Source organism: Micromonospora sp. NPDC049645 (assembly GCF_040675155.1).
Lineage (GTDB): Bacteria > Actinomycetota > Actinomycetes > Mycobacteriales > Micromonosporaceae > Micromonospora.
In genome coordinates, this window is the sequence record NZ_JBFAOI010000004.1 from 313,642 (window position 1) to 331,467 (window position 17,826).

Consider the following 17,826-nt stretch of genomic DNA (forward strand, 5'->3'; position numbering starts at 1 on the left):
CCCCAGGGGCGACCGGGCGGGCGTCGCGGGAGCCTAGCGGCCCTTCCGTGTCGACAACCCAGAAGAGGTCTGATGGGATGACGGATAGCCGTCCGGTCCTGACGATGACCGGGATCAGCAAGTCCTTCCCCGGGGTGCGCGCACTCCACGACGTCAACTTCCGGCTCTTCCCCGGCGAGGTGCACGCCCTGATGGGCGAGAACGGCGCCGGCAAGTCGACCCTCATCAAGGTGCTCACCGGTGTCTACGACACCGACGGGGGCGCGATCTCCCTCGATGACGAGCCCGTGTCGTTCACCGGGCCGATGCAGGCGACCGCCGCCGGTGTGAGCACCGTTTTCCAGGAAGTCAACCTCTGCACCAATCTCTCGGTGGCGGAGAACATCTTCATCGGCCGTGAGCCCCGGCTCCTCGGCGCCGTCCGCTGGGGGGAGGTTCGCCGCCGCGCCCGAGCCCTGCTGGCCCGCCTCGACCTCGACCTCGACGTCAGCGCGCCACTCGGCTCGTACTCCCTGGCCATCCAGCAGATGGTGGCCATCGCCCGCGCGATCGACATCCAGGCCCGGGTGCTGATCCTGGACGAGCCGACGTCCAGCCTCGACGCGGGCGAGGTGGCGCAGCTGTTCCGCATCATGCGGCAGCTGCGCGACGAGGGCATCGCCATCCTGTTCGTGACCCACTTCCTCGACCAGGTCTACGAGATCGCCGACCGGATCACCGTGCTGCGCAACGGCGGGCTCGTCGGCGAGTACCTCACCGCCGAGCTGCCGCAGCTCTCCCTGGTGGAGAAGATGATCGGCAAGGAGCTCGACGTCCTGGAGGGCATCGAGGAGCACTCCCGGCGGGACCTGGCCGCGTTGGAGGAGGGCACCCCGCTGGTGGCGGTGTCGGACTTCGGTCGGGCCGGCGCGGTCGAGCCGTTCAGTCTCACCATCCACGCCGGTGAGGTGGTGGGCCTGGCTGGCCTGCTGGGCTCGGGGCGTACCGAGGTGGCGCGGTTGTTGTTCGGCGCCGACCGGTCCGACGGTGGTCAGGTCGCGGTAGACGGCACGGCGAGCAGCCTGCGCACCCCGGCCCAGGCCATCGACCAGGGCGTCGGCTTCTGCTCGGAGAACCGCCGGGCGGAGGGCATCGTCGCCGACCTGTCGGTCCGCGAGAACATGATCCTGGCCATGCAGGCGGCCCGCGGCTGGCTGCGGCCCATTCCGCGTCGCCGTCAGGACGAGCTGGTCGACAAGTACGTCAAGGCCCTCAACATCCGGCCCGCCGACCCGGAGGTGCCGGTACGCAACCTCTCCGGCGGCAACCAGCAGAAGGTGCTGCTGGCCCGGTGGCTGATCACCGAGCCACGGCTGTTGATCCTCGACGAGCCGACCCGGGGCATCGACATCGGCGCGAAGACCGAGATCCAGAAGCTGGTGACCCAGCTGTCCGACGGCGGGATGGCGGTGCTGTTCATCTCCGCCGAGCTGGAGGAGGTGCTGCGCCTCAGCCACAAGGTGGCCGTGATGCGGGACCGGCAGATGGTCGCGCAGCTCGCCAACGACGACAGCCTCGACGCCGACCGCATCATGCAGACCATCGCCAGCGGATCCCACCGGGAGGAGGCAGACCGATGAACGACACCACGAACCGCTACCGGACGATGATCGGTCACCGGCTGTTCTGGCCCGCCGCCGTGCTGTTCGTCATGCTCGCCGCGAACACGATCTACCGGCCCGGGTTCCTGTCCATCGAGCTCAAGGACGGGCACCTGTACGGCACGCCGATCGACATCCTGCGGCTGAGCGCGCCGCTGATCCTGGTCGCACTGGGCATGACCCTGGTCATCTCGACCGGCGGCATCGACCTGTCGGTCGGCTCGCTCTGCGCGATCAGTGGCGCGATCGCCTGCATGTACATCAGCAAGCAGCCTGACCAGAACAGCCTCGGCGTGGTGGTGACCGCCCTCGCCATGGCGATGGGGGTCTCGCTGGTGCTCGGCGCCTGGAACGGGGTGCTGGTGGCCGTGATCGGCATCCAACCGATCATCGCCACCCTGATCCTGATGGTCGCCGGCCGGGGTCTCGCCCAGCTGATCACCGAGGGTCAGATCATCACCATCAACTCCGAGCCGTACCGGGCGATCGGCCTGGGGCACGCGCTGACCCTGCCGCTCGCCATCTTCATCGCCCTCGCCGCGGCCCTGCTCGTCGCCGCGTTCACCCGGCGCACCGCGCTCGGCATGATCATCGAGTCGGTGGGCGGCAACGCCATGGCCAGCCGGCTCGCCGGCATCCGGTCCGGCCGGGTCATCTTCCTCACGTACGTGATCAGCGCCGCGTGCGCCGCGGTCGCCGGTTTCATGATGACGGCCAACGTCTCCAGCGCCGACGGTAACGCCGCCGGTCTCTGGGTCGAGTTGGACGCGATCCTCGCGGTCGTCATCGGCGGGACGTCCCTCGCTGGCGGCCGGTTCTTCCTCAGTGGCACCATCATCGGTGCGCTGATCATCCAGACCCTGACCACCACGGTGTACGCCATGGACATCTCACCGCAGACCTCGCTGCTGTTCAAGGCGGTGGTCGTCATCGCCGTCTGCCTCATCCAGGCGCCGGCCTTCCGGGCCCGGTTCAGCCGACGTAGGCGCAACGCCCCGCCGCCCGCCACCATCGCCGACAAGCCGAAGGAGCAGGTGCCGGCATGACCACTGGAACGCTTACCGCCGGTCGTACCCGGTTCCGGCTGCCGAGGAAGCAGATACCGGTGCTGGCGACGCTCGCCCTGCTGCTGGTGATGTACGGCATCGGCGTCTCGCAGTACACGGCGTTCTCCAACGTCCAGGTCATCTTCAACGTCTTCATCGACAACGGCTTCCTGCTCGTCGTAGCGGTGGGCATGACCTTCGTGATCCTCACCGGTGGCATCGACCTGTCGGTCGGGTCGGTGGTCGCCATGACGGCGATGGTGTCTGCCGCGCTGCTCCAGGACGGTATGCCGGCGGCGCTGGTGCTGGTCATCGCCCTGCTCATCGGGCCGACGCTCGGCCTGTTGATGGGTTGCGTCATCCACTTCTTCGAGATCCAGCCGTTCATCGTCACGCTCGCCGGGATGTTCTTCGCCCGGGGCATGTGCACGTTCATCTCCGGCGCGTCGATCCCGATCACCGACGGGTTCTGGACCTCGATGTCGCAGGAGCGGATCGGGGACCCCCGGGGCAACTTCGTGTCGATCAGCGTGCTGATCGCCTTCGTGGTGGTCTGCATCGCCGCGTACACGCTGGCCTACACCCGGCTGGGCCGCAACGTGTACGCCATCGGCGGCAACCCGCAGTCGGCGCTGCTGATGGGCCTGCCGGTCGGGCGGACCCGGATCGCCGTCTACACGATCAGTGGTCTGTGCTCGGCCATCGGCGGGATCCTGCTGTCCTTCTACACCCTCTCCGGCGCGCCGCTGATCGCCGTGGGGATGGAGCTGGACGTCATCGCCGCCGTCGTCATCGGTGGCACGGTGCTCACCGGCGGCGCGGGTTACGTCTTCGGCACGGTGCTCGGCGTGCTGGTCCTGGGCGTGATCCAGACCCTCATCACCTTCGATGGGAGCCTCAACTCCTGGTGGACCAAGATCGTGATTGGCGGCCTGCTCTTCGCGTTCATCCTCCTCCAGCGTCTCATCGGAATCCGTTACAAGTGACCGCCCCTCTCGCGGAAGGCAACCCCATGGCACCACACACAGAACCCGAGATCTGGTTCCTTACCGGCAGCCAAGGCATGTACGGCGAGGAGACGCTCCGCCAGGTGGCCGAGCAGTCCCGCCAGATCGCGGCCGCGCTCGACGACTCGCCGCAGATTCCCGCCCGCGTGGTCTGGAAGCCCGTTCTGACCAACAGCGGCGAGATCCTGCAGGTCTGTCGGGACGCCGCCGCTCAGGGTGCCGTCGGGGTGATCGCCTGGATGCACACGTTCTCGCCGGCCAAGATGTGGATCTCCGGTCTGGACGCGTTGCAGACGCCGCTGCTGCACCTGCACACCCAGGCCAACGTTCTGCTGCCGTGGAACGACATCGACATGGACTTCATGAACCTGAACCAGGCCGCCCACGGCGACCGCGAGTTCGGGTACATCCAGACGCGTCTCGGGGTGGCCCGCAAGACGGTGGCCGGGCACGTCAGCGACCCGCGGGTGACCACGCGGGTCGGCGCCTGGGTCCGCGCCGCGCTGGGTTGGTCGGCGATGCGGTCGCTGCGCCTGGCCCGCTTCGGCGACAACATGCGCGACGTCGCGGTGACCGAGGGCGACAAGGTCGAGGCCGAGCTGCGGTTCGGGGTCTCGGTCAACACCTACGGCGTCAACGACCTGGTCGAGGTGGTCGGCGAGGTCACCGACGCGCAGGTGGACGACCTGGTCAAGGAGTACGAGGACACCTACCGCATCGTCGGCGAGCTGCTGCCCGGCGGCGAGCAGCACGACTCGCTGCGCTACGCCGCGCGCCTGGAACTCGGTATGCGCGCCTTCCTGGACGCGGGCGGCTTCCGGGCCTTCACCACGAACTTCGAGGATCTCGGCGGGCTGCGTCAGTTGCCGGGTATCGCCGTGCAGCGGCTGATGGCCGACGGCTACGGCTTCGGTGGCGAGGGCGACTGGAAGACCTCGGTCCTGGTCCGCACCCTCAAGGCGATGTCGGTGGGCGTGAGCGGCGGCACGTCGTTCATGGAGGACTACACCTACGACCTCACCCCGGGCAACGAGCTGGTGCTCGGCGCCCACATGCTGGAGGTCTGCCCGACCATCGCGTCCGACGTGCCCAACGTGGAGATCCACCCGTTGAGCATCGGCGGCCGGGAGGACCCGGTCCGGCTGGTGTTCGACGCCGCGCCCGGCCCGGCGGTGGTGCTCGGGCTGGCCGACATGGGGGAGCGCTTCCGGCTGGTGGCCAACGAGATCGACGTGGTGTCCCCACCGCAACCGCTGCGCCGGCTGCCGGTGGCCCGTGCCGTGTGGCGTCCCCGGCCCGACCTGCCGGTCTCGGCCGAGGCGTGGATCACCGCGGGCGCGCCGCACCACACGGTGCTGTCGCAGGCGGTGGGCGTGGAGGAGCTGCACGACCTGGCGGAGATGAGCCGGACCGAACTCGTCGTCATCGACGCCGAGACCGAGCCGCGTCGCTTCGCCGACGAGATCCGCTGGAACCAGGCCTACTACCGGTTGGCCCGCGGCTTCTGATTCGCGCGGCCCGGCCGCGTCCAGGACGGGTGGTCCGTCCCTGCCCGAGATCCGTCGGGCGAGGGCTGGCCACCCGTCTGCGTTCCCGCGCTAGCACGGCCGCGAGCCGATTGGGTTACGTCTTGACTAAGGGCGTGTTATCGCTCACAGTCTATAACCAAGACGGTCGATGTCTGTGGCTGGCCCGGCCGCGATCACTCTTCTTCCCCGTTTGCGGCAGTTCAACGCAGCGAACCACGATGTGTGATGTTAACGATCACATTCTGCGATCGGGCCAGCTCGGCACACCGCCCGGTGCCGCGGATGCCGACCCAGACCGTTCGGTTTCGCATCGTCAAAGGAGGATCATGGTTGCCATCGGTCGGGTTTCCTGGACAGCACCAGCGCGGGGGCGTGGTCGGCTGTCGCGGCTGGCCGCCGCCGCGATAGCGGTGGTGGTCGGCGGCGCGCTGGCTGCCGTCGCGCCGACCGCCGCGTCAGCGGCGACGGTCGACACCAACGCCTACTACGTGTTGGTGAACCGCAACAGCGGTAAGGCGCTGGACGTCTACAACCAGGCGACGAACGACGGTGCGCGCATCACCCAGTGGGCGCGTAACGACGGCGCCTGGCAGCAGTGGCAGTTCGTGGACTCCGGTGGTGGCTACTACCGGCTGAAGTCGCGGCACTCGGGCAAGGTGCTCGACGTCTCCAACTTCTCCACCGCCAACGGCGCGTCGATCGTGCAGTGGTCTGACGGCAACGGCACCAACCAGCAGTTCCGCCTGGCGGACTCGTCCGGTGGTTACGTCCGACTGATCAACCGCAACAGCAACAAGGTGATGGAGGTGCAGGGCGCCTCGACCGCCGACGGTGGCAACATCGTCCAGTACGACGACTGGGGCGGCAACAACCAGCAGTGGCAGCTCGTCCAGGTCGGGGGAAGCAACCCGCCGCCGTCCGGCAGCACGTACTCGAACCCGGTGCTCTGGCAGGACTTCGCCGACGTCGACATCATCCGGGTGGACAACGCCTACTACATGTCGGCGTCCACCATGCACTACTCGCCGGGCGCACCGGTGCTGCGCTCCTACGACCTGGTCAACTGGGAGTTCGCCGGTCACTCCGTGCCCCGGCTCGACTTCGGCTCGAAGTACGACATGAGCGGTGGTAACGCGTACGTCGACGGGATCTGGGCGTCGACGTTGAACTACCGGCCGAGCAACCGGACGTACTACTGGGCCGGGTGCATCGACTTCGCGCAGACCCACATCTACACCGCGTCCGCCGTCGACGGCGCCTGGACCAAGCACACCACCATCCCCAACTGCTACTACGACGCCGGGATGCTGATCGACGACAACGACACCATGTACGTGGCCTACGGCAACGGCACCATCAGCGTGGCGCAGCTGTCCGCCGACGGGAAGTCCCAGGTCCGCGCCCAGCAGGTCTACCAGACGCCGTCGAGCATCGGAACGCTGGAGGGGGCCCGGTTCTACAAGCGCAACGGCGCCTACTACATCTGGCTCACCCGCCCCGCGAACGGCCAGTACGTGCTGAAGTCGACCAACGGACCGTTCGGCCCGTACGAGCAGCGTCAGGTGCTGCTCAACCTGCCCGGTCCGATCTCCGGCGGCGGTGTGCCGCACCAGGGTGGGCTGGTGCAGACCCAGAACGGCGACTGGTACTACATGTCCTTCGTTGACGCGTACCCCGGTGGTCGGATGCCGGCCATGGCCCCGATCACCTGGACCAGCGACGGCTGGCCCGTGTTGCAGACGGTCAACGGCACGTGGGGCAGCTCCTACCCGAAGCCCAACCTGCCCGCGCCGCCCCGGGCGGTCAAGCCGCTCACCGGCACCGACACCTTCGCCGGCACCACCCTCGGCCCGCAGTGGGAGTGGAACCACAACCCGGACAACAGCAGGTGGTCCGTCAACAACGGGCTGAACCTGCAGACCGCCACCGTCACCGGCGACCTGTACAAGGCACGCAACACGCTGACCCACCGCATCCAGGGCCCCACCTCGACCGCGACCATCGAGTTGGACTACTCCACCATGCGCGACGGTGACCGTACCGGCCTGGCGGTGCTGCGCAACTCGTCGGCCTGGATCGGAATCCGACGGGACAACGGGTCCACCCGGCTGGTCATGCAGAACGGCCTGACGATGGACGGCAGCTGGAACACCACCAGCACCGGCAGCGAGGTGGCGAGCACCGCCGTCTCCGGTGGCCGGATCTGGTTGCGGGCAAACGCCGACATCAGACCCGGGTCCGGCCGGCAGGCGCGCTTCTCGTACAGCACCGACGGGGTCAACTTCACCTCGTTCGGCAACGCCCTGACGCTGGCGAACAACTGGCAGTTCTTCATGGGCTACCGATTCGCCATCTTCAACCACGCGACCCAGGCGCTCGGTGGCGCGGTCACCGTACGTCGGTTCGATCTGACGACCCCGTGACACCAGTCACACGACCGTCCGCCTGACCGGCGGCGCTGGCCGCACGAGCCGTCCGGCACGTCGGGTCCGCGCCACCGGGTCAGGTCCTCGCCGGCCTGCTCCACGCTCTGTCCGCGAGCGTAGGGCGGGCCGGCGTCGCGTCGCGAAACGGTGTCCCACACCGCGGGTCGGTGTCCTCCGGGTTGCGCCACTTCGGCACGTCGCACAGACCCCACCCCCGGCGTGCCGTGTTCCGGGCTGTCGCTGGCGTAGACTGTCGGCGATCCAGCGCTGGTCACCTGGGATTCAGCACCGGCGTGGTGACTGAGCGAGGGGGATCGGGCCGGGCCGCTCCAGTCGACGTCGACGGGCCGCGGGCCGGAGACGTAGCGGGGGGAGTGAAATGGCCGTCCACGGTCCCGCGATGACGGATGTTGCTCGTCTCGCCGGTGTCTCCCATCAGACGGTGTCGCGGGTGCTCAACGGGCACCCCAACGTCCGTGAGCAGACCCGGCTCCGGGTGCGCGCGGCGATCGCCGAACTCGGCTACCGCCCCAACGGCGCGGCCCGCGCGCTGGTGACCGGCCGTTCGCAGGTCATCGGTGTGGTCGCGCAGAACACCACGCTCTACGGGCCGGCGTCGTTGCTGGCGGCGTTGGAGCAGACCGCCGCCGAGGAGGGTTTCGCGGTCAGCGTCGGCAGCGTCCGAAACCTGGACCACCGTTCCATCTCGGCGGCCGTCGAGCGGCACCTGTCGCACCGGGTTGCCGGCATCGTGGTCATCGCCCCGGTCGAGTCGGCCGGTGAGGCGCTGGAACGCCTGCCCAAGGACGTCCCACTGGTCACCGTCGACGGCGACCCGAACCGGCCGGTGCCGTTGGTGACGGTGGACCAGGTGGCGGGCGCCCGGGCGGCGACGCAGCATCTGCTCGACGCCGGGCACCGCACCGTCTGGCACGTCTCCGGGCCGTCCGACTGGTTCGACAGCGTCGGTCGGATCGACGGCTGGCGTCAGGCGCTGCTGGCCGCCGGGCTGGTGCCGCCGCCGCCGATGCCGGGGGACTGGTCCGCGGCTTCGGGTTACCGGTGTGGGCAGATGCTGGCGCGGATGCCCGAGGTCACCGCGGTCTTCACCGCCAACGACCATCTCGCGCTGGGTGTGCTGCGGGCGCTGCACGAGTTCGGCCGGCGGGTGCCGGACGACATCAGCGTGGTCGGTTTCGACGACGTGCCCGAGGCGGCGTACTTCATTCCGCCACTGACCACCGTCCGACCGGACTTCGACGCGGTGGCGCGGGCGAGCCTGCAGATGTTGCTGTCCCAGATCGAGTCGGGCACCGGTGGCGCGCTGCGGCAGACCATCGCCCCGGCCCTGGTCGCCCGCGAGAGCGTCGCTCCACCGCGTCGCTGACGACCGGGCGCCGCCCCGGCAGGGCACGGGACCGGCTCTACTGCCGCTGCGGGGGTAGCGGCCGACAGCGGATGCGGCAGGCATCGCATGTGTCAATTTCCCCGCCAGGGATCGATAAGACGCGCCTCGATGGGAGCCCGATACGGGTTATCGATGTCGGACGATGTTGCGCCGGGAAGGTATTGAACCTCGTGAAATGTCGCCGTAACATGATGGACGTTTCTGTTAACGCTAACAAAAATTGGCGTCCAACTATCGGCCCACCGATCGAAGATCGGAGTCACGGGCGGGCGCCACCGACAAGGAGGCTCGATGAACCGCAGCACCCGAGGTCGTCGCTGGGGGAGCGTACTGGCGGCCGGCCTACTGCTCGCCGGCGCCCTGGTCGGCCTTCGCGCCCCGGCGGCGCAGGCACTCGACAACGGGGTGGCGCGCACTCCCCCCATGGGTTGGAATTCCTGGAACTCGTTCGGCTGCAACATCAACGAGGCGTTGATCCGGCAGACAGCCGATGCGATCGTCAGCAGCGGCATGCGCGACCTGGGTTACCAGTACGTGGTGGTCGACGACTGCTGGTTCAACCCCAACCGGGACAGCTCCGGCAACATCCAGGGCGACCCGAGCCGGTTCCCCAGCGGCATGAAGGCGCTCGGTGACTACCTGCACGCCCGGGGCCTGAAGTTCGGCCTCTACCAGGTGCCGGTCGACAAGACCTGCGCGCAGTACTTCGGCTCCTACCCGGGGGCCACCGGCAGCCGGGGCCACGAGGTGCAGGACGCCCGCCAGTTCGCCGCCTGGGGCGTCGACTTCCTCAAGTACGACTGGTGCTCGCCGGAGGGCAGCATCAACGACCAGGTGACCACCTTCGCCAAGATGCGTGACGCGCTGGCCGCCACCGGCCGACCGATCGTCTACAGCATCAACCCCAACAGCATCCACGCCAAGACCGGCCCGCAGCGCAACTGGGGCGACGTGGCGAACATGTGGCGTACCACCGAGGACATCACCAACGCGTGGGACACCGGGCAGACCAACGGCTACCCGATGGGCATCCAGAACATCATCAACGTGACCGTTCCGCTGGCGTCCTACGCGAGGCCGGGTGGCTTCAACGACCCGGACATGATGGAGGTCGGCCGCGGTGGCATGAACGACACGGAGATGCGCAGCCACTTCGCGATGTGGGCGATCATGGCATCTCCGCTGATCGCCGGTAACGACGTGCGGAACATGAACTCCGCGACGCAGACCATCCTCAAGAACGCCAACCTGATCGCGATCAACCAGGACTCGCTCGGGTTGCAGGGGACGCAGGTGTCGTTCGACGGCACGCGTCGGGTGCTGGCCAAGCGGCTCGCCAACGGCGACGTCGCGGTCGCCCTGTTCAACCAGGGCGGTTCGACCACGACGATCTCGACCACGGCCGCCGCCGTGGGCAAGTCCGGCTCGTCGTTCACGCTTGTCGACGCGTGGACCGGTGGCACCAGCTCCAGCAGCGGGACCATCAGCGCCAGCGTTCCGGCGCACGGCACGGTGGTGTACCGGGTCAGCGGCGGCGGCACGACGCCGCCGCCGCCGAGCACCTCGAGCGCGTACGTCAGCGCCGCCTCCGGCCGCTGCCTGGACGTGCCGAACAGCAGCACCACCAACGGCACCCAGCCGGTCATCTGGGACTGCAACGGCGCCGCCAACCAGCGCTGGACCAGCAACGGTCAGACCCTGCAGTCGCTCGGCAAGTGCCTGGACGCGCCGCTCAACGCCACGGCCGGCGCCAAGGTGCAGATCTGGGACTGCAACGGCGGGGTCAACCAGCAGTGGGTCGTCAACGCCAACGGCACGATCAGCGGCGTCCAGTCGGGGCTCTGCCTGGACGTCAACAACAACGGCACGGCCAACGGCACCACGGTGCTCCTCTGGACCTGCACCGCGGCGGCGAACCAGCGGTGGTCGCAGCGGTAGCCGGTCGGTCCCGACCGCCCGGGTGGCGGCGACCCGCCTGATCCGGTAGTACTGGTGCCCGCGGACGACAGCTGTCGTCCGCGGGCACCAGTCCGTTCGACGCCCCGTGTCCTGCTCTTTCGGCGGATCGTCCGGATGACTACGCTCGCCTGGATGCGCTCGTTACGAGACCGTGACACCGGTATTTCGGATCAGGTGTTGACGCAATCTATGTGAGCGCTAACACTACCCGAAAGATGACAGTTGGCCCCGGCAGTCGACGGGGGATCCGGAGAGGAGAAGCCCGTGGGCAGGAAATTCCTGGTTGCTCTCGGCGGCGCGGCATTGGCGCTGAGTATGGCGGCGTGCAGTGGCGGGGGTGCGGGCAGCGGTGACAAGACCGGCGACGAGAAGCCCAGCGATTTGACCATCGGTGTGTCGATGCCGACCCAGACCTCGGAGCGGTGGATCGCCGACGGCAACGCGGTCAAGTCGAAGCTGGAGGCGAAGGGCTACAAGGTCGACCTCCAGTACGCCGGCGACGACATCCCCACCCAGTCGCAGCAGGTCGACCAGATGATCACTCAGGGCGCGGATGTCCTGGTCATCGCGGCGATCGACGGCACGGCGCTGAACAGCCAGCTGCAGGCGGCCGCGGCCGCGAAGATCCCGGTCATCTCCTACGACCGGCTGATCCGCGGCAGCAAGGACGTCGACTTCTACGTCAGCTTCGACAACTACAAGGTCGGCGTCGCCCAGGGCACCGCACTGCTCGTCGGCCTCGGCCTGCTGGACAAGGACGGCTCGAAGGGCACGGCCAAGGGGCCGTTCAACGTCGAGCTGTTCGCCGGGTCGCTGGATGACAACAACACCCAGTACTTCTTCGGCGGTGCGATGGACACCCTGAAGCCGTTCATCGACAACGGCACGCTGAAGGTCAAGTCCAAGCAGACCACCCCCGAGCAGGTCGCCATCCTGCGCTGGCAGCAGGAGACCGCGCAGAAGCGGATGGAGAACCTGCTCACCTCGGCCTACAACGACGGCTCGAAGGTCGACGGGGTGCTGTCGCCGTACGACGGCATCTCCCGCGGCATCATCACCGCCCTCCAGAACGCCGGCTACGGCAGCGGCGCGAAGAAGCTCCCGGTGGTCACCGGCCAGGACGCGGAGATCGCCTCGATCAAGCTGATCAACGACGGCGTGCAGAACTCCACGGTCTTCAAGGACACCCGACTGCTCGCCGAGCAGGCCGTCAACGCCTCCGAGGCATTCCTGCAGAAGAAGCAGCCGCAGGCCAACGACACCCAGACGTACAACAACGGTGTCAAGGTCGTCCCGGCGTACCTGCTGCCGATCGCGACCGTCTACAAGGACGACATCAAGGCGACGCTGATCGACTCCGGCTACTGGACGGCGGAAGAGGTCGCCGCCGGTCAGGCCAAGAAGTAACCCACTCGTCGGGCCCGGCGGTCACCCCGCCGGGCCCGACGCCTGGGCGTACCGCGTCCAGACCTGACGGAGGACAGTGACCATGGACGACACCATCCTCGAGATGCGTCGCATCACCAAGACCTTCCCCGGCGTGACCGCGCTGGAGGACGTCACCCTCGCAGTGCGCCGCGGGGAGATCCACGCCATCTGTGGTGAGAACGGCGCCGGCAAGTCAACCCTGATGAAGGTGCTGTCCGGCGTCCACCCGTCCGGCTCGTACGACGGTGAGATCCTCTTCGACGGCAAGCCGATGCAGTTCCGCGGCATCCGCGACAGCGAGGCCAACGGCATCGTCATCATCCACCAGGAGCTCGCGCTGGTGCCGTACCTCTCGATCGCGGAGAACATCTTCCTCGGCAACGAGCGGCGTGGCCGCAGCGGGCTCATCGACTGGAACCTCGCCAACGCCGAAGCGGCGAAGCTGCTGGCGTCCGTCGGGCTGCACGAGAACCCGGTCACCCCGGTCATCCAGCTCGGCGTCGGCAAGCAGCAGCTCGTGGAGATCGCCAAGGCGCTGTCGAAGAAGGTACGCCTGCTCATCCTGGACGAGCCGACGGCCGCGCTCAACGACATCGACTCGGCGCACCTGCTCGACCTGTTGCGGGCCCTCAAGGAGCAGGGCATCACCTGCATCATGATCTCGCACAAGCTCAACGAGATCACCGCCATCGCCGACTCGACCACCGTCATCCGCGACGGGCGCGCGGTGGAGACCCTCGACATGAAGTCCGACGACGTCAACCAGCAGCGGATCATCCGGGGCATGGTCGGACGTGACCTGGACAGCTTCTACCCCGACCGCGAGTCGTCCCCCGGCGACGAGGTCCTGCGCATCGAGGACTGGACGGTGCGCCACCCGGTCCAGGACCGGATGGTCGTCGAGGGCGTCGGCCTGAACGTCCGCGCCGGCGAGGTCGTCGGCATCGCGGGCCTGATGGGCGCCGGTCGGACCGAGCTGGCCATGAGCGTGTTCGGCCGGTCCTACGGGCGCGACATCCGGGGCCGACTCTTCGTCCACGGCCGGGAGGTGCAGGCGCGCACCGTCGCCGAGGCGATCGACAACGGCATCGCCTACGTCACCGAGGACCGCAAGCGCTACGGCCTCAACCTCATCGACGACGTGCGGCGCAACGTCTCCGCCGCCGCGCTGGAGCGGCTGTCCCGCCTGGGCTGGGTGAACGGCAACGAGGAGATCAAGGTTGCCGAAACCAGCCGCAAGGAGATGAACATCCGCACGCCCAGCGTCATGGCCGTGGTCGGCAAGCTCTCCGGTGGCAACCAGCAGAAGGTCGTGCTGTCGAAGTGGCTGTTCACCGACCCGGACGTGCTGATCCTCGACGAGCCCACCCGGGGCATCGACGTCGGCGCCAAGTACGAGATCTACACGATCATCAACCGGCTAGTGGCCGCCGGTAAGGCGGTGATCGTCATCTCCTCCGAGCTGCCGGAGCTGCTCGGAATGTGCGACCGCATCTACACCCTCGCCGCCGGCCGGATCACCGGCGAGATGCCGGTGGCCGAGGCGACTCAGGAGAGCCTCATGGAGCTGATGACCAAGGACAAGGAGCTCGTCGGATGACCAGCATCAAGACCCCTTCGACGGAGCGCCCGACGCCGCCGGACAGCACACCCGCCGCGGCTCTGCACAGTGGGACGAACGACCTGCGGGCGCTGGTGTTGAACAACCTGCGGCAGAGCGGGATCTACGTCGCCCTGGTCGTCATCGTCGCGCTCTTCGCGGTCCTGACCGACGGGGTGTTGCTGAGCCCGGGCAACATCACCAACATCGTCCTCCAGTACTCGTACATCCTGGTCCTCGCGATCGGCATGGTCATCCTGATCATCGGCGGCCACATCGACCTGTCGGTCGGCTCGGTGGTCGCGCTGACCGGAGCGGTCTCGGCCGTCCTGGTGATCCAGCAGGGGCATCCCTGGTGGATCGGCGTCGTGGCCGCGCTCGTCGTCGGTGTCGCGGTCGGCGCGTGGCATGGGTTCTGGGTGGCGTACGCCGGCATTCCGGCCTTCATCGTGACCCTGGCCGGCATGCTGCTGTTCCGGGGTCTCACCCTGCGGGTGCTCGACAACATCTCGCTGTCGCCGTTCCCGTCCGAGTACCAGCAGGTAGCGGCGGGCTTCCTCAACGGCCTGCTCGGCGGGCAGGGTTTCGACGCCTTCACGCTGCTGATCGGCGCCATCGCCGTGGCCGGGTACGCGGTCAGCGGCTTCCGCACCCGGGTGGCGCGCATTCGCTACCAGCAGCCGGTCGAGTCGTTCCCGCTGTTCGTCGCCCGGGTCGTGCTGGTCGGCGCGGTGCTCATGTACTTCGCCTGGCAGTTGGCGCACGCCCGAGGGCTGCCGATCGTGCTGATCATCCTGGCGGTCCTGGTGCTGGTCTACGGCCTGCTCACCCGGCGTACCGTCTTCGGTCGCCAGGTCTACGCGATCGGCGGCAACCTGTCGGCGGCGGCGCTGTCCGGCGTGAAGGTCCGCACGGTCAACTTCTGGATGTTCGTCAACATGGGCTTCCTGGCGGCGGTGGCCGGCGTCATCTACTCGTCACGGTCGAACGGCGCCCAGCCGGCCGCCGGCAACATGTTCGAGCTGGACGCGATCGCCGCGGCCTTCATCGGCGGCGCGGCGGTCACCGGCGGTGTGGGCACCGTGGTGGGCGCGATGGTCGGCGGTCTGATCATGGCGGTGATGAGCAACGGCATGCAGCTGATGGGCATCGACCAGTCGACCCAGTCGGTGGTGAAGGGCCTCGTCCTGCTCGTCGCGGTCGCCTTCGACGTCTACAACAAGCGCCGGGCCGGCACTGCCCGCTGACGCCTGAGACGACACGTGCGTGTGCCCCTGCCCGTCCGACGGGCAGGGGCACATGTCGTCTGTCGGTGCCGATCGTCCCGCGCAGGCACGAACTCAGTCCGGGGCCCCGCGTCGCCCGACGGACGCCCGCCCCGTAGCGAAAACCGCTGCGACTCCGTGCCGGCCCGGTCGTGCTGGCCCGGTCGTGCTGGCCCGGTCGTGCTGGCCCGGTCGTGCTGGCCCGGTCGTGCCGGCTCGCCGTGCCGGAGTTGGACTTATCTGTTCGCGGCACTGTAGAGCTGCCCCAGATATGGACCGCCACCTGCACGGCGGAAGGGGCGCAGGTGGCAGGGCCTGGGCAATCGTGCGTCTTCGGGCCGATCAACAGTCGCGGCGGCCGCCGTAGCGCGGTCTCATGGTCGCCGTCGTGGTCGGGGTCGCGGTTGCGGTCGCGGTCGCCGTGGGGGTTGCCGTCGTGGTCGTGGTCGTGGTCGTGGTCGCGGTCGGGGTCGCGGTTACGGTCGGGGTCGCCGTCGTGGTCGGGGTTGCGGTCGCCGTCGCGGTCGCCGTCGCGGTCGGGTCGCAGTCCGCGTCGGCGTCGCGTCGGAGGACGAAGCGCCCCCGGTTGTGCAAGGTAGCGGACCGCGTCGTCAGGCTGGTTTAACACAGATCTTGGACAGTTTTCGTTCACGCCGAACGGAAACTGCCCAAGATCTGCAATCGCGAGGTAATGAATCGAGGTGCGGGGCGCGGAAGCGGCGCTGCCTCTGGCGGGCGCGTGCGGCGTCTGCCTGTGGTGTGGGGTCCGCGTGGCGGGCGGCCGGTCCGCGCTGCCCCGTAGCTGGGGCAGCTCTACAGCGAGCGGCAACCCCAACGCCCACTCCGCCGCAGCGCCGTGCGGCCGGCGGCCTCGCAGCGCTGCGGCGGGGAGGGACGATCCCGCTGCGCCGCGAACGGCGCAGCGGGATCCCATGCGGTCAGTGGCAGTTGCCGGTGCCGCTGTCGGTGTAGCTCTGACCGGCGACCGGCACGAACTGCCAGTCGTAGCTGCCGGAGTGCAGGGTGAACTTCAGCACGCCCCACGCCGAGCTGTTGCGTGCCTCGCTGTTGGGCTGGATGGTGCCGAAGCCGTAGTGACCGGCGCCGCCCATCCCGGCGACGAAGCTGCGCAGACCCCGGCTGGAGTCGGCGCCGCCGGACGGGTTCATCGGCCCGAACCGCTCGTACACGTGGTTGTGCCCCCACACCACGACGTCGGCGTTGTAGTCGTAGAGCGCCTGGTAGAGCGGACGCGTCGACGTCGACGGCGCGTGGTTGGAGCTGGACGTGAAGAGCGGGTGGTGCCAGTACGCGATCGTGCACGGCTTGCTGCTGGCGGCCAGGTCCGCGCGCAGCCACTGCTCCTGCGTCGAGCCGGCCGACATGCTGATGTTGGAGTTCAGCGACACGACGTGCCAGTTGCCGAGGTCGTACGAGTAGTAGCCGCGACCGCTCGGGCCGGCGGACGTACCGAAGTAGTTGTAGTAGCCGGTCGCGCCCGACGTGTTGTAGTCGTGGTTGCCCGGCGACGGGCGGGTACGGGACTTGTGTCGACCCCAGGTGGGCTCGTAGTAGCTGTTGAACTGCGACGCCGTGCCACTGTCGTAGACGTTGTCGCCGGTGGTGAAGACCGTCCCCGCGATGTTGTCGAGCAGCGTCGCGGTGGCGCTGTCGCCGGAGCCCGAGTCCGCGATGTCGCCGGCGCCGACGAGCACCGGGTCCCCGGACGGGGGCGGCGTGGTGGTGCCGGCGGTGACGACCAGCTGCGGGGCGTCGGCGCCACTCTCACGCGTGTCGTAGTAGGCGCCGTCGCCGCTGCTCGAGGTCGCCCCGAAGCTGTACGTGCCGTTGCCGGTGACCGCGGCAGTGACGTCCAGCTCGTACCAGGCGTTGCCGCTGACCGCGCCGATCGAGCCAAGCGTCGCCCCGTCGATGGCCGGCTGGTTGTTCCAGGTGGTGCCGGTCTCCGACCACGTCGTGTTGGACATCCGGCGGAACGTGCCACCGGCGTCGCTGCCGTCGTTGCCGCTGATCGTGCGCAGTCGCAGCTTGGCGCTGGTCACCGTGCCGCTGACACCGCTCACGGTGAAACGCAGGAACGAGCGGCGCACGGGCGAGTTGTCGACCACGACCTGAGTGGACGTGCCGTAGTTGGTGGAGGCCGCGTCGCTCTGGACGTAGGTGTCGGCGGTCGGCGTGAACGTCACGCTCGCCGCCGACGCCGCGCCAGCGCCGGTCACGACGACGGCGGCGGTCGCGGCGACGATCACCGTGACCACCCCCAACGTCACCGACGGACGGGGGAATCGAATGTCCATCCAGGACTCCTTACCTCGTGGGAAGAGCGCAAGGAATGTAGGAAGGTCGATGAGCCGGCGGACGACGGGCGGATGAACACTTCGTCCCGGCAGGCGAACACCTCGGTGTTGGGGGCCCGTTCACCCGCATCTCGCCCGGATGCCACCGGTGGTCCGTTGTGTCCGCTCCACTGGGTACGGACGATGGCTGCCCGTCCGCC

At 68.4% G+C, this 17,826-nt stretch carries 12 protein-coding genes; 11 read left to right on the forward strand and 1 reads right to left on the reverse strand.

Annotated elements, in window-relative coordinates:
* Positions 1-77 precede the first annotated feature (77 nt).
* The 11 genes from AB0J33_RS12990 to AB0J33_RS13040 all read left to right on the forward strand — a co-directional run bounded on the left by AB0J33_RS12990 (position 78) and on the right by AB0J33_RS13040 (position 15,933).
* Positions 78-1,619 (forward strand): sugar ABC transporter ATP-binding protein, encoded by a 1,542-nt coding sequence (locus AB0J33_RS12990; RefSeq protein WP_363612917.1) that lies wholly within the window; start codon positions 78-80, stop codon positions 1,617-1,619.
* Positions 1,616-2,686 (forward strand): ABC transporter permease, encoded by a 1,071-nt coding sequence (locus AB0J33_RS12995; RefSeq protein ID WP_363612919.1) that lies wholly within the window; start codon positions 1,616-1,618, stop codon positions 2,684-2,686. Before AB0J33_RS12990 ends, AB0J33_RS12995 begins: the two co-directional genes overlap by 4 nt.
* A complete protein-coding gene (yjfF, locus tag AB0J33_RS13000; protein WP_363612921.1) occupies positions 2,683-3,672 on the forward strand; it encodes a galactofuranose ABC transporter, permease protein YjfF in 990 nt (329 codons plus the stop codon). The genes AB0J33_RS12995 and yjfF overlap by 4 nt, the downstream gene beginning before the upstream one ends.
* 26 nt (positions 3,673-3,698) lie before the next feature.
* Positions 3,699-5,201 (forward strand): L-arabinose isomerase, encoded by a 1,503-nt coding sequence (gene araA / locus AB0J33_RS13005; protein ID WP_363612923.1) that lies wholly within the window; start codon positions 3,699-3,701, stop codon positions 5,199-5,201.
* A gap of 347 nt (positions 5,202-5,548) precedes the next feature.
* A complete protein-coding gene (locus AB0J33_RS13010; RefSeq protein WP_363612925.1) occupies positions 5,549-7,645 on the forward strand; it encodes an RICIN domain-containing protein in 2,097 nt (698 codons plus the stop codon).
* 403 nt (positions 7,646-8,048) lie between these two features.
* Entirely contained in the window at positions 8,049-9,035 is a 987-nt protein-coding gene (locus AB0J33_RS13015) for a LacI family DNA-binding transcriptional regulator (RefSeq protein ID WP_363612927.1), read from the forward strand.
* Positions 9,036-9,347: 312 nt separating this feature from the next.
* Positions 9,348-10,994, forward strand: a complete 1,647-nt coding sequence (locus AB0J33_RS13020) for a ricin-type beta-trefoil lectin domain protein (RefSeq protein ID WP_363612929.1) — start codon at positions 9,348-9,350, stop codon at positions 10,992-10,994.
* Between the two features lie 285 nt (positions 10,995-11,279).
* On the forward strand, positions 11,280-12,422 hold the full coding sequence (gene chvE, locus AB0J33_RS13025; RefSeq protein WP_363612931.1) for a multiple monosaccharide ABC transporter substrate-binding protein: 1,143 nt from the start codon (positions 11,280-11,282) through the stop codon (positions 12,420-12,422).
* 82 nt (positions 12,423-12,504) lie between these two features.
* Positions 12,505-14,043 carry a multiple monosaccharide ABC transporter ATP-binding protein gene (gene mmsA / locus AB0J33_RS13030; protein WP_363612933.1) on the forward strand — a complete coding sequence of 513 codons (1,539 nt, stop codon included), beginning with the start codon at positions 12,505-12,507 and terminating at the stop codon, positions 14,041-14,043.
* Complete coding sequence (gene mmsB / locus AB0J33_RS13035; RefSeq protein ID WP_354974240.1) at positions 14,040-15,290, forward strand: multiple monosaccharide ABC transporter permease; 1,251 nt, start codon at positions 14,040-14,042, stop codon at positions 15,288-15,290. Before mmsA ends, mmsB begins: the two co-directional genes overlap by 4 nt.
* A 394-nt stretch (positions 15,291-15,684) precedes the next feature.
* A complete protein-coding gene (locus tag AB0J33_RS13040; RefSeq protein ID WP_363612935.1) occupies positions 15,685-15,933 on the forward strand; it encodes a hypothetical protein in 249 nt (82 codons plus the stop codon).
* A gap of 313 nt (positions 15,934-16,246) precedes the next feature.
* On the opposite strand, the gene AB0J33_RS13045 is transcribed toward AB0J33_RS13040, so the two are convergent.
* Positions 16,247-17,626 (reverse strand): DNRLRE domain-containing protein, encoded by a 1,380-nt coding sequence (locus AB0J33_RS13045; RefSeq protein ID WP_363612937.1) that lies wholly within the window; start codon positions 17,624-17,626, stop codon positions 16,247-16,249.
* Between the last annotated feature and the right edge of the window lie 200 nt (positions 17,627-17,826).

Excerpts from the sequence above, each read along its gene's own strand:
- AB0J33_RS12990 (WP_363612917.1), top strand. The coding sequence starts at position 78 with ATGACGGATAGCCGTCCGGTCCTGACGATGACCGGGATCAGCAAGTCC.
- AB0J33_RS12995 (WP_363612919.1), top strand. The coding sequence starts at position 1,616 with ATGAACGACACCACGAACCGCTACCGGACGATGATCGGTCACCGGCTG.
- yjfF (WP_363612921.1), top strand. The coding sequence starts at position 2,683 with ATGACCACTGGAACGCTTACCGCCGGTCGTACCCGGTTCCGGCTGCCG.
- araA (WP_363612923.1), top strand. The coding sequence starts at position 3,699 with ATGGCACCACACACAGAACCCGAGATCTGGTTCCTTACCGGCAGCCAA.
- AB0J33_RS13010 (WP_363612925.1), top strand. The coding sequence starts at position 5,549 with ATGGTTGCCATCGGTCGGGTTTCCTGGACAGCACCAGCGCGGGGGCGT.
- AB0J33_RS13015 (WP_363612927.1), top strand. The coding sequence starts at position 8,049 with ATGACGGATGTTGCTCGTCTCGCCGGTGTCTCCCATCAGACGGTGTCG.
- AB0J33_RS13020 (WP_363612929.1), top strand. The coding sequence starts at position 9,348 with ATGAACCGCAGCACCCGAGGTCGTCGCTGGGGGAGCGTACTGGCGGCC.
- mmsA (WP_363612933.1), top strand. The coding sequence starts at position 12,505 with ATGGACGACACCATCCTCGAGATGCGTCGCATCACCAAGACCTTCCCC.
- mmsB (WP_354974240.1), top strand. The coding sequence starts at position 14,040 with ATGACCAGCATCAAGACCCCTTCGACGGAGCGCCCGACGCCGCCGGAC.
- AB0J33_RS13040 (WP_363612935.1), top strand. The coding sequence starts at position 15,685 with ATGGTCGCCGTCGTGGTCGGGGTCGCGGTTGCGGTCGCGGTCGCCGTG.
- AB0J33_RS13045 (WP_363612937.1), bottom strand. The coding sequence starts at position 17,626 with ATGGACATTCGATTCCCCCGTCCGTCGGTGACGTTGGGGGTGGTCACG.